Here is a 12619-nt window from a genome sequence, read left to right on the forward strand (position 1 = left end):
TCTAATACCTTGATTAATTTATAAAATCAAAGTTTTCACTGTTTCAATACTCATTATCAACTCTATTTCAATAGTTAGTCATGTTAACTTCAGATTTAAGAGGTTATTACATTTTACGGAAATAATTGCGATAAACCTTCATATTACGGAACTTGTTGTTAAATCAAGGCTCTAAAGTCTCTAACACTTATTTTTAAATTGGAAACTTTATGAAAAAGCTTATTTTACCTCTTGTACTTGCCACTGTGGCGCATAGTGCTACAGCAGCTAACACAGAAACGTTTACACCAGAACAAGAAGCAAGAATTGGTGAAATAGCAGCCCAATATCTCGCAGAACACCCTGAGTTTTTAATTAAAGCAAGTCAGAAGTTGCAGCAGAAGCAGTTAGAAGAACAAGCAAGCGCTCAAAAATCAGCAGTTATAGCGAATAAAAATGCTTTAATTAACGATAAGACAACCCCTTTTACAGGCCCCAAAAACGCAAAAGTTAATGTTATCGAGTTCTTTGACTACCAATGTATTTACTGTTATCGGATCTCTTCAACCATTGAATCTTTGCAGAAGCAATATCCAGATGTACGTTTTATCTTTAAAGAAACCCCCATTTTTGGTAACCGTTGGGAACCATCAAAATATGCTGCACAAATGGGATTAGAAATCTTTGCCCAAAAAGGCTCTGAGGCATATGAACAATATCATAATGGTATTTATGCCAGTGGTTTAAACGAAGGTAAATTAACTAAAGCAGTTGTGAACACTCAAGCCAAAAATGCAGGTGTTTCATTCGATGAGTTTAAACCAACCGAAAGCTACCAAAAGAACTTACAACTATTTTCTCAACTTGGTTTTAAAGGTACACCAGCTTTAGTTGTCATGCCAACCGATGGAGCGACAACTGAAAATACTTACGTAATAAATGGCGCTGATGTGGCTTCATTAACGAATGCAATAAAAACCTTATCTAAATAAAGAACAAGCCAAATAATGTAATTTGAAATAGCGAATTTAACACATTCGCTATTTTTATATGAAACAAACGTTACAGTGTAACCCATCATAGTTTAATTCCAGTAAAATAAGTCACAGTGTCACCTAGCGGTTTATCTAAAATTATATCCACGATCGCTGACCTTTTATGTGTAATAAAATAACAAGTCAATTTTTAACCCTCACTTGACAGGTTGCTCACTTTCATTTTGTGGATAACATGTTAGTTAGTACTACAGAAAAACACTCCCTCCTGAAGTCAACATTAAATAACAAGTTAAATCAATGGGTTAATTTCCACAAAAATATCACTATTAGTTACGGTGTTACTTGTTGGGTAACTGTAATTGGCACAAAAAAACCCACCTTCTTAGGTGGGCTTATTCGTAAAATTCAATTTAGCTTTTATAGACTTTAATCATCTAATAATAGATCGTCCGAATCACTATCATCATCGTCATACGATGACGCACTACCTTTTACTGTACTGCAGAGCGTATATGTTCGTTTACGCTGAGTTTTGTTTAAATACTTCTTCCAGCATTGAACATATTTATTAACAATCCCCTCTTCTCCTTCTTGTTGAAAAGCGGTAATAAACTCTTTCTCGTCATCATCTTCAGGAGTCAAGTTACCTTCGAATAGCCCCTGCATAGTTCGACCGTAATTCTCGAGGATTTGTGCTTCATTAATAGTAAATTCACCAGAGCGACTAAAGCCGCGTGCAAAGTGTTTATTATCAAAAAACTTTCCTAGATTTCTCATATTTCAACTCTTTTACTGTGTTACTTGTATTTCAGCGAAAATAGGTGTTTATTGTCTAACTGTACAACAAAAGATTTTGTTCAATTTAATAAAATTTTTTTATCATTTTGCGATATTCTTGTCTTTCATATTAGTCAAAGAATTAAACTTTTTTCAAATCCTTTGAGGTGAACTTTGGATACAGAGCTATTAAGGACATTTTTAGAAGTAGGAAAGACGCGTCACTTTGGTCGTGCGGCAGAAAGTTTGTACCTAACTCAATCAGCGGTAAGCTTTCGTATACGCCAATTAGAGTCGCAACTAGGTAGTCCACTATTTTCACGTCAACGAGGTAATGTTCATCTCACTCCTGCAGGAGAAAGGTTGTTACCCTATGCTGAATCTATCTTACAAACCTGGGGGCGAGCTAGGCAAGATGTCTCTTTGAGTGAGAATTACATGGAGCAGATTTCCTTGGGGGCCTCCTCTAGTGTCTGGGAGCTAGGAGGTATTTCGGATTGGATAAATGAAAGCCATCAAGCTTTACCTGAAGTCGCATTCAGAATGGAGTCAGTCAGTCGTCAAGATATTGTACGTGCTCTATTAGAAAAAAGTATCGATATGGCACTATTAGGTGACCCACCTAAAGTAGAAGGATTTAAGTTGAAGCAGGTTGCGAGTTTCGAGTTTAAGTTAGTTTCAACTCAACCTGATGTAAACTTTAATCAACTTCCTTCGATTCCATTAGCTTACTTAGATTGGAGCACTCGTTTTTCTATTGAGCATGCGAGAATTGCCGAGTTACAAAAAACACCTCTGTTACACGCATCTTCGAGCAATGTCATTGTTAAGTTTTTAAGTGCCAATGCGGGCCTGGCTTATTTACCAGAGCCTGTGGTATCTAAACATATTGATGATGGAAAATTATTTATTGTTGAAGATTCTCCAGTTATGGAACAGTCCTTATACCTCTGCTGGAACGAAGACAACGATAAAGTTAATTTAATCAATCAATTAGCTAAAGTTCCATTCGAATTAAGGACACCTTCTGACGATTAATAATTTTCATGCTGACATCAAAAAAACTTCGTTTTACTGTCACATTGTTATTACATAATCTTTGAGTTGTCTGAAAATACTTTAAGACGTTAGATGGTTGGATAGGAACATGAGCAACTGGGATAAGTGGTTAAAGAGTGATAGCTCTCGTTTGTCAGGTAAGAAGAACAGACGAGATTTCGATGATTATGACGGTGAGTTGGTTGAAAAAAGTAAATCAAAGCGTAAATCTCATAGAGATAAGCATCTTCCACGATCAGAGGACTTCGAAGACCGTTTGTACTAATGTGTAATGAAATAGAGGGCAATTAATGCCCTCTTATATTTTTGTCAATTCTTTTAGTTATAGTGCCTTATAATTACTATAAATCAGTCTTCTTTTTCTGCTTTTTTTTCACTACGAATTCGTTGGGCTACAATCCTAATTGCTTCAGCAGTACTTATCCCTTGTTCCATTAGTTTTTGTATATCTTCGACTGCAGCTTGTTGCTCAGCATGGCTAAGTGTTGGTAAATCATCAAACATATTAGTTCTCTTTTAGAGTAATCGGCTTTGAATTATTCAGAAATATCGAATGCTTTACTTATTATTTGCTTATCTTCAATAGTTATCGCACCTTGCCAACGTTTATGGGTAATAGAAACCCCCAGTAAATAGCGGTCAATCGGAAGATTAGTTTCAGGAACTTGGCTAGGATAATCAGATTCATACTGCTTATTCCAAACCTCTGCATAGTCCCCATCCACATCACCATAAAGTGCTACATCCATAACTGGTAATGGACAGTATCTATTCAACAAAGCAGTTTTATCGACAACCCAAGACTCCTTAGAACTCCATCTGACTGTCTGTTTACTCGTTGTATGAGTAAGTAAAACCCAACTTTCCCAATCTTCTCCCTCTTTTGTTTTTATTTTGACTTTATAGAGTCCGGTATCTAACTGCGCATTTAAATCCACCTTTTGACGATATTGCCAATATTTATCATCAATTTTTTCAGGCGCCTCAACATTAGACATCAATACTTGCTCGGGCCATTGTACAAAAAGGATTTGATCGAGTTCTCTATCCGTTTGAGCATCAATTTCTAATCGATAACTTAAACGTCCTGGGCTTTGTATTACTTGACGTTGGATAGCAAGTTTATTCAACCATGTTGGCAATTTTGAATGGTCAAAAGAACGACCACAATCTTTATCAAGTGCTTTTAATAACAGCTGATCAAGATGACCTTTCATGTGCTCTTGTGGCTCTTGTTGCCAAGCTTGAATCATTGAATCAAAGCTTTCTTCAAGATGCCCTTCTAATAAAAACTTATGAGCATTGGTTAGCGAGGTTTGTTCAAGAAACCAGTCATTCGCCGCCCAAATAGGAGCGGCGAAAAGTGACAGTGTAATTAATGAGTATTTTAACTTCAAAAGAATATGCTCATTAAGCTTTCATTTTGTAGCCAACACCGCGCAAAGTTTCTATTTTGATGCTAGGTATCTTCTGGCGTAACTGCAAAATATGTGTATCAACGGTACGAGTTGTTGGGAAATGGTTATAGCCCCATACATGATCTAAAAGCTCATCTCGCGTAAACACTCGACCTAAATTACTTGCAAGGAAAACAAGCAGATCAAACTCTGTACGAGTCATCACTATCATTTCCTCGCCAAATTTTACATCGCGAGTCGTTTTATCGATAAAAATATCACCTACTATAATAGTGTTGCCATCTTCCTCAGCATCTGGTGAACGCAATTGTGCACGAATTCGCGCAAACAGCTCCGCTTCAGCAAATGGTTTAGTCAGGTAATCACTTGCACCAGCATCAAGGCCTGATACTTTATCTTTAACCGAAACTAAGGCTGTTAATAAAATAACAGGTACAGATTTAATATTTTTCCAATCATTTAGGAAAGTAACAGAATCACCATCGGGTAATTGACGGTCTAAAATCACTAAGTCTGCTTTCCCCCATACGGATGCAACATCGGCTGCACGTTCAACATGCAAACACTCATAACCAGCTTGCTCTAAGCTGACCAATAGGCCATCAGCAAGATTGCGATCATCTTCAACGAGTAGCAGTGTCTGTTTCACAAGGAATCTCCAATTTAAATGTTGTCGGTGGGCCACTCAAGCTCAAAGAGCCACCCATTCGTGCAACCATCGATTCAACGATAGTTAATCCTAAGCCTAATCCGCTTTTGCTCACGAATGGTTTACGCAGTTTCGCCCAGTCCTTTTTAGTCAACTGTCCTTGGTCAATTATCTCAAGAACCAATTTATTTGAATACGTTGTTGCCTTTAATACCACAGGGTCAACGCCATATTTACATGCATTTCTTACTAAATTATCAACACAAGTTCCGAGCCAGTAAATATTAGCTTTGACGGCTAGATCCTGATTTAATTCAATAGCAATGTTAAACTCGCCTTGCGCATAGCGATACTCTAGCCACTCATCAAGTGATGGAATCCACTCTGTTGCAAGTGTTTGAGTATCTGACTGCAAATAGTCTTTGCTCGCTTCAGCCAATTGTCGTAATCGGCGAGTATCTTCACATAAGCGGCGAAATTCATCGTACACGGTATCCGGTAAGTGCTCGAACTCACGGCGAAACCCTTCAACGGTAAGGGACAAACTTGCAATTGGCGTTCTAAGCTCATGTGTTAAAATTTGTAGTACTAACATCCGACTACGCAGCTCTTTACGTTTATTGAGCCAACGTGAGTAACCCCAGCCACAGATTAAAATAACATTAACGATACCTAAAGCTAAGATACTGTAAAATAAAGTATCTGAGTTACTTTTGATGTCCCAGCATACGTTGCCACTTTTTACGTAACAATGTTGACTTTGGCTCGCTGGAGTTGCGATTAATTCGGTTTCTTGTAACCTTTTATCTAACAGCTTTTGATCAAAAACATAGTATTGCATGCCTTTGCGTAACCAAAATTCATTTCCGGCGAGAATGGTTTCCGAACCTGAAATCAACGCAGAAATCGAATCATAAGGCATTATTTGTAAACGACCTAATAAAGTATTCTCATCCGCTATTGGCCGTTCTTTAATATGCATAAAAGGTAATAGCTGTTCATATCTCTCAGGATGAGCTTCTGCATAGCGTGCTGCATAAGTCCCCCCACCAGGATGAATCAGTCCAGAACGTAAAAACCATTTAACTGGTAAATTAGTACCATTACACAAAGCTCTAGAAAAAACTAAAGGGTCGGTCACTAAAGGACTTAATGGGTACTTTCCTTTACATGTCGTGGCCAATTTATATAAACGTTGCATATCTTGTAGAGGATATTTTGCAGTCTGAGGAATTAACGAATCCGGTGATAATAAACTGGTAGGGTAATCAGTTTGAATCACTCGTAAATCATAGACTGCTACCGCTTTGTTATTATCAAACGATGTTTTAAATTGCTCGATGCGATCAGGCAGCGTATTAGCATTTGCTGTTCCCGCTACCACTGTCATCGACAAAATTAAAAATCGCGTTAATTTCAAAAGGTAATCATCCTATCTGACAAATATCTGGGCGTATCATACTACACAAAAAAACAGTTCTAACCACCTGCCATGTCATTTTTAAGTCATTATTAACGTTTATGTAACGTTTGTTAAAAGTTATCTCACAAATAAACATAACCTATCCTGCCAAGGGAATGAGCTGTGACTTTTATGAACAAAATGGACATAAGTAACAATATCCTTTTTAAGTCCCCATTATAGGAAAACCGGCTTCTAACTTCTAAATTCATTCACGTGATCAGATAACTCGACAGTACTGGTTAATCAATTATAGAAATACATATACCCAAATGACTTCAAGGTGAAGATCCCGAAGGGCAAGTTATTTGGATATAACAATAAGAACATAAGGACGTGAAATATGAAAAAGCTAAGCATTTCGATTACCGCTACATTATTATCCGCTGCATTTGCAACCTCAGCATTTGCCAATGATATAAAAGAAATTCATTTTGTTGTCCCAGGTGGCGCGGGTGGCGGTTGGGATATGACTGCCCGTAGTACTGGTGATGCATTGAGAAAGGCTGGTATTGTTGAAAACGTTTCATACCAAAACCTATCTGGTGGCGGTGGCGGTAAGGCGATCGCTTATATGATTGAAACCGCAGATCGCCAACAAGATACATTAATGGTTAACTCTACCCCTATTGTGGTTCGTTCTTTATCCGGAATTTTCCCACAATCTTTCCGAGATCTTACTCCTGTCGCTGAAACTATTGCCGATTATGCCGCTTTTGTGGTTGCTTCAGATTCTGATATCAAGACATGGGAGCAGGCGGTAGAAATGTTTAAGCAAGATCCCCGTTCATTAAAAATCGCAGGAGGATCTGCACGAGGTAGTATGGATCACCTTGTTGCCGCAGCTGCCTTTAAAGGTGAAAACCAAGATCCTCGTAAGGTTCGATATATTGCTTATGATGCAGGCGGTAAAGCTATGGCTGCCCTACTTTCTGGTGAAACCCAAATGCTTTCTACTGGCTTAGGTGAAGTGCTTGAGCTATCTAAAAGTGGCCAGGTTCGCATCATTGCAATTACTGCTCCTAAACGCCTAGATAGTGCACCGGATATTCCTACACTCAAAGAAATGGGTAACCCTACGGTATTTGCTAACTGGCGTGGTTTCTTTGCCTCTCCAGGCATTAGTGAAGAAAAAGTAGCACAATGGAATGCGGCTTTAACTAAGATGTATTCAACTAAAGAGTGGCAAGAAGTTCGTGACCGTAATGGTTGGATTGATGAACACAAAGCCGGTCCTGAATTTACCGCTTTTCTTGAAGAGCAGGAACAGCAGATCGGTGATCTGATGCGTGAGCTAGGCTTTTTAAAATAATATTGTCGCCACAATACCAATCAAATTAATTAGGTGCTCAAAAATTGCGAAGGAAAAAGTCTTGGGAACAAATCATAAATTTTCGATAAGTAGTTGCTCTACAATCAAAATTTATAACGCAGTTATCGAGACTTTTAACAAGCAGAATGACCATATAATTAGTGCAATTGGTATAACTTTAGGCACATCCATAATTTGCCGCATTTGATTTTTTAAGACGTTCTCCTTTGTACACTTTGGTTAACTAACAGATGACTATTGTGCATCTCTACTAATGTAGGTGGTTAACTGGTTGAATGCGGCTTTCTTATTTCTTTTATTATTGGAGTTGAATTATGTTCTCCAAATTTATCTCTACCGACCGAATTAGCGCCTTATTATTTCTTTTGTTTTGCTTAGGCTATGGCTATCAAACAACAGAAATCATGCTTTTTCCTGGTGATGAATATGAACCCTTTACCGCTCGAACTTTACCTTTTGCATTAGCAATAATAGGTTCGATTTTATCTCTATTACTGCTCGTAACTGCTCAACCTGATGAAAAACGCGGACTTGCGAGTCATTTTGATTGGAAGTTGCTCATTGCATTTCTCATTTTAATGGCACTTTATGGCTTAGGCTTAACTTGGTTAGGGTTTGTCATTGCAACAGGTGGCTTCTTGCTTGGTGGTTTTTATCTCCTTGGTGAACGTAAAAAGTCGATTTTATTTGGCGCGTCGTTTCCATTTTCTTTTGCGTTTTATTTATTACTTACTCAAGGGTTAGATATTTATCTAGAACCTGGGTACATCTTCAACCTTTTCTAGGATAGAAATCATGTTAGATGGAATTTTGATCGGTTTATCCACGGCCGTTATGCCTATGAATATCTTCATGGTTATCGTGGGTTGTTTTGTTGGTACCTTTATCGGTATGTTACCTGGCCTTGGGCCAATTTCAGCGATAGCCTTAATGATCCCAATTAGCTACGGGCTAGATCCTTCTTCAGGACTAATTTTGATGGCTGGAGTTTATTATGGGGCGGTGTTTGGTGGATCGACCTCTTCAATATTAATTAACGCACCGGGTTGCTCTTCTACGGTTGTGACCGCTTTTGATGGTTACCCAATGGCGCAAAAAGGCCAAGCAGGTAAAGCACTAGCGCTTGCTGCCTACTCTTCTTTCACTGGTGGTACTTTATCAGCCATCATGTTACTCGTTGCAGCTCCCGCTTTAGCGACTGTTTCACTTAGTTTCCAATCATCCGATTATTTTGCATTAATGCTATTGGGGTTGTCGGCGGTTGCAGCCTTTGCTGGTAAAGGACAAGTTATAAAAGCCTGGATGATGACCATCTTCGGTTTAATGTTGTCTACCGTTGGTATCGACAAAGGCATTGGTGTCGAACGTTTTACTTTTGGTTCAACTGACTTAATCGATGGCTTTAGTTTTTTATTACTGGCGATGGCAACTTTTGCACTAGGTGAGACTTTAATGGGTATCCTTAAACCCTCAAAAGATACTAGCCAACAAGAAAGCCAAAAAATGAATGAATTGGGTAGTATGAAGATCTCTAAAGAAGAGTTTAAAGAAGCTGCCCCTGTTTCTATTCGTTCTTCAATTCTTGGTTTCTTCACTGGCGTATTACCTGGCGCTGGCGCAACTATTGCTGCGTTTTTAAGTTATGGCATGGAACGTAATCTCGCCCCAAAAGATAAAAAAGAAGAATTTGGTAAAGGTAGTATTCGCGGTTTAGTTGCACCTGAATCAGCCAATAATGCAGCATCAAGTGGTTCCTTTGTGCCGCTGTTAACACTTGGTATTCCTGGCTCAGGTACTACTGCAATTATGCTTGGCGCTTTAATTTCTTATGGCATTCAACCAGGCCCACGTTTATTTGTCGACAATCCAGATATCTTTTGGTCGGTGATCATTTCAATGTACTTCGGTAATATTGTGTTAGTGATTTTGAATTTGCCGCTGATCCCTTATATTTCAAAACTATTGATGGTACCTCGCACTGTACTGCTACCAATGATTCTGTTTTTCTCAATCACAGGGGTATATCTGGTTTCGTTTAATACTATAGATGTGTACATTATGATCATGATTGCAATGGTCGCGATTGCACTACGTTTGGCTAACTTCCCACTCGCCCCATTATTACTCGGTTTTATATTAGGAGGAATGATGGAAGAAAACTTACGAAGAGCTTTAATGATCAGTGATGGGCAATTAAATTTCTTATGGGAGCGCCCTATTACTCTTGCCTTTACCTCTATTGCTGTACTGGTTCTTTTCGCACCATTACTCACAATGGCGTGGAAATATTTTAAAGGCCGTAAAGTAGATACATCGTCGAGTAAAGCTCCACAATAATCAATTTAACTCACTAATTAATAGATAAATCAAAGCCACCCTTTATGGGTGGCTTTGCTATTCAATTTACCTTGGTATTCAGCTAACTGCCTTGAACTCAACGAATCACTTTTTTATAGCTTCGCTCCGGTCGACCTACCGTGCCGTAGTTTAGATCAGCGACTAATTCACCGGTTGTGATCAAATATTCTAAATAACGTCGTGCTGTGGTTCGGCTTGCGCCGATTTTTTCTCCTGCTTCATCTGCGGTTAATTGACCCGATTCTTGCTTAAACAAACATCGAATTTTATCTAACGTCACTCCATCAATGCCTTTTGGTAGGCGCAATGTATGATAATTACCTTCACCATCAACTGAGGACGTTTGAAGCATCTTATCAACTAACCCTTGATCTAAGCTCGATGCTTGCTCAAAACCAGTTAACCTATGTTTATATTTATTTAAAGCTGACTCCAAACGAGAAAAAATCACAGGCTTCAATAGATAGTCAACCACACCACCACGCATTGCTTGTTGCAAAGTATCCACATCGCGAGCAGCAGTAATTAAAATAACGTCACATTGATGCTGTTGCTGACGTAAATAACGTAAAATATCTAACCCATTACCATCAGGTAAATACACATCCAATAATACTAATTGAGGCTTAAGAATGTCGACTTGAATCTCTGCTTCATGCTGGCTAGTCGCTATCCCCACGACTTCAAAACCATCTATTTGACTTAGGTATTTATGGTTTACTTCAGCAATGGCAATGTCATCTTCAATGATCAACACTCGAATACTTTCTTGAGTCATTTCCTCTTCCTATTTAATCTCACCTGAGTTGATACCATTACGATAAAAATGCTGATCTTTGGGCAAATAAATCGTTACACGTGCGCCACCTTGCAGCCCATTAATAATATCGAACTGACCATGATAGGTTTTAGTAATGGTATTCACTAAATACAATCCAACACCACGATTGGTTTTTGCTTTACTTGAAATCCCCTTTTCAAATAGCTCTTCTGGCCGATATTTATCAGGTAAGCCAAGACCATTATCTTCAACTTCCAAAATGACTTCGGTGCCATAATCACTAATAGAGACCATCACAGCAGGTTCACTACACTGTTTAGACTCTTTTGCTGCAAGCACAGAGTCAAAAGCATTATCAATCAAATTACCTAGAATAGTGACGAGATCTTCAGCGTTTATTTCGACTGGTAATATGTCTAAATGACAACCTTCTTCGATATGTAAATGGATTCCCAATTCTCTTGCTCGCTCGGTTTTACCGAGTAACAACCCCGCAATTAATGGGTCTACAATCGCTTGACGTAAAAACTCAATAAGCTGCTGATAATGCTCGGTTTCTCTACCAATCAAGCTCTGTACTTTTTCAATTTCATTAAGTTGTAATAAGCCACTAATGGTATTGAGCTTATTGCGATGCTCATGCGTTTGAGAACGGAGTAAATCGGCATATTCACGAGTTTGAGAAAGTTTCTCTGTCAGATCGGTAATTTCATCGCGTCGGCGGAAACTAGATACCGCACCGACTACTTGGCCATCAATATAAATTGGACTGCGGTTAGCTATAATCTGCTGACCATTCAAATACAAATTAATATTATGATCCGGTTTAGGCTGCACCAATAAACGCTCTAAGTCGCTGTCGGGCATCACTGTTGAAAAAGGCTTATTAATGACTTCATCTCGGTTAAGTTTCAGAATATCGCAAGCACTACGGTTGATAGAGCGTAAAATTCCGTGAGCATCAATGCTAAGCACCCCTTCTTTAATCGTGCTCAGCGTAACATCTAATTCAACGTACAAACGTGCAATTTCTTCTGGTTCAAATCCCAAAATAGCTTTTTGAAAGCGTCTTGATGCATAGTTAGCGAGTGTGATATTTAGCGTTAAAACCAGTAATGCGGTGATCAATAAAAAAGCTAGATAAGGTTCAATACGGTTTTGTAAGTTATCCAATAAATACCCAACTGAAACAATACCGATTATATTGCCGTTACTATCGAGTACCGCTGATTTACCTCGAACAGCATGACCAAGCGAGCCTTTCGCATAAGAAATATAACTCAGGCCTTGCTGAAGTGCTTTTTGATTGTCGCCGCCAACCATGCGCTTGCCGAGCCTATCATCATATGGATGAATAAGACGAATGCTGTTTTTATCTCCCACCACAATATAAGCAGCACCGATCAATCTTGTGAGATCTCGCATTTTCTTCTGCTGCTCACCCACTTGACGAGTTTGAATTAATTGAATGACTTCTGGAGAACGAGAAAGAAAAACGGAGACTTCTTTAGCTTTTTGAGCTAAATCACTTTGTTGAGTATGTTTAATATAACTAAAGCCTGCGGCAGTCAGTACCAAAAGCTCAAATAAGCCTGATACCGTCATAATAACCAGTAAGCGTCGACGAAAATTAAGTGTGTTCCACTGGATCACGGCACCAACCTTATTTAAGACAGGACACGACTACAACCAAAAGATGGCAAAGAAAATACCACTTTTTATTAACAATTGCCGTGTTCTATGCGTTCGATGGCTTGATTTTGTGACAAGCCTTGCAGCCGTTACATTTTTAAGATCCTAGTTGT

13 protein-coding genes are annotated in these 12619 nt (G+C 38.7%); 6 read left to right on the top strand and 7 right to left on the bottom strand.

All coding sequences use genetic code 11. The annotated features are described in order from the left end of the window. Positions 1-209: 209 nt before the first annotated feature. Positions 210-971, top strand: coding sequence for a DsbA family protein (locus QQJ93_RS05135; RefSeq protein ID WP_089124411.1), 762 nt, complete (start codon positions 210-212; stop codon positions 969-971). Positions 972-1403: 432 nt separating this feature from the next. On the opposite strand, the gene QQJ93_RS05140 is transcribed toward QQJ93_RS05135, so the two are convergent. Next, positions 1404-1754 (bottom strand): MaoP family protein, encoded by a 351-nt coding sequence (locus QQJ93_RS05140; RefSeq protein ID WP_089124412.1) that lies wholly within the window; start codon positions 1752-1754, stop codon positions 1404-1406. A gap of 174 nt (positions 1755-1928) precedes the next feature. On the opposite strand from QQJ93_RS05140, the gene hdfR reads away from it, so the two are divergent. Beyond that, positions 1929-2792, top strand: coding sequence for an HTH-type transcriptional regulator HdfR (hdfR, locus tag QQJ93_RS05145; protein ID WP_089124413.1), 864 nt, complete (start codon positions 1929-1931; stop codon positions 2790-2792). Positions 2793-2901: 109 nt separating this feature from the next. Continuing rightward, complete coding sequence (locus QQJ93_RS05150; protein ID WP_160117514.1) at positions 2902-3078, top strand: hypothetical protein; 177 nt, start codon at positions 2902-2904, stop codon at positions 3076-3078. 83 nt (positions 3079-3161) lie between these two features. Here the strand turns inward: QQJ93_RS05150 and QQJ93_RS05155 are convergent, their stop codons facing one another. From QQJ93_RS05155 to vxrA, 4 genes are read right to left on the bottom strand one after another with little or no spacing between them, the layout of a single operon-like run. Next, complete coding sequence (locus QQJ93_RS05155; protein ID WP_089124414.1) at positions 3162-3317, bottom strand: YoaH family protein; 156 nt, start codon at positions 3315-3317, stop codon at positions 3162-3164. Positions 3318-3349: 32 nt separating this feature from the next. Then, a complete protein-coding gene (locus QQJ93_RS05160; RefSeq protein ID WP_160117515.1) occupies positions 3350-4210 on the bottom strand; it encodes a DUF2861 family protein in 861 nt (286 codons plus the stop codon). Positions 4211-4223: 13 nt separating this feature from the next. Continuing rightward, a complete protein-coding gene (gene vxrB / locus QQJ93_RS05165; protein WP_089124416.1) occupies positions 4224-4880 on the bottom strand; it encodes a response regulator transcription factor VxrB in 657 nt (218 codons plus the stop codon). Beyond that, positions 4855-6270, bottom strand: coding sequence for a sensor histidine kinase VxrA (gene vxrA, locus QQJ93_RS05170; RefSeq protein WP_089124561.1), 1416 nt, complete (start codon positions 6268-6270; stop codon positions 4855-4857). The genes vxrB and vxrA overlap by 26 nt, the downstream gene beginning before the upstream one ends. Positions 6271-6685: 415 nt before the next feature. On the opposite strand from vxrA, the gene QQJ93_RS05175 reads away from it, so the two are divergent. The 3 genes from QQJ93_RS05175 to QQJ93_RS05185 all read left to right on the top strand — a co-directional run bounded on the left by QQJ93_RS05175 (position 6686) and on the right by QQJ93_RS05185 (position 10012). After that, positions 6686-7654, top strand: a complete 969-nt coding sequence (locus QQJ93_RS05175) for a tripartite tricarboxylate transporter substrate binding protein (RefSeq protein ID WP_089124417.1) — start codon at positions 6686-6688, stop codon at positions 7652-7654. A 335-nt stretch (positions 7655-7989) separates the two neighbouring features. After that, positions 7990-8460 carry a tripartite tricarboxylate transporter TctB family protein gene (locus tag QQJ93_RS05180; RefSeq protein ID WP_089124418.1) on the top strand — a complete coding sequence of 157 codons (471 nt, stop codon included), beginning with the start codon at positions 7990-7992 and terminating at the stop codon, positions 8458-8460. A 10-nt stretch (positions 8461-8470) separates the two neighbouring features. Beyond that, positions 8471-10012, top strand: a complete 1542-nt coding sequence (locus tag QQJ93_RS05185; protein WP_089124419.1) for a tripartite tricarboxylate transporter permease — start codon at positions 8471-8473, stop codon at positions 10010-10012. A gap of 97 nt (positions 10013-10109) precedes the next feature. Here the strand turns inward: QQJ93_RS05185 and QQJ93_RS05190 are convergent, their stop codons facing one another. Both QQJ93_RS05190 and QQJ93_RS05195 read right to left on the bottom strand, forming a co-directional pair. Then, complete coding sequence (locus QQJ93_RS05190) at positions 10110-10811, bottom strand: response regulator (RefSeq protein ID WP_089124420.1); 702 nt, start codon at positions 10809-10811, stop codon at positions 10110-10112. Between the two features lie 9 nt (positions 10812-10820). Further along, positions 10821-12464, bottom strand: a complete 1644-nt coding sequence (locus QQJ93_RS05195; RefSeq protein WP_089124562.1) for an ATP-binding protein — start codon at positions 12462-12464, stop codon at positions 10821-10823. Positions 12465-12619 lie beyond the last annotated feature (155 nt).

The organism is Vibrio algivorus (assembly GCF_030161215.1).
Taxonomy (GTDB): domain Bacteria; phylum Pseudomonadota; class Gammaproteobacteria; order Enterobacterales; family Vibrionaceae; genus Vibrio; species Vibrio algivorus.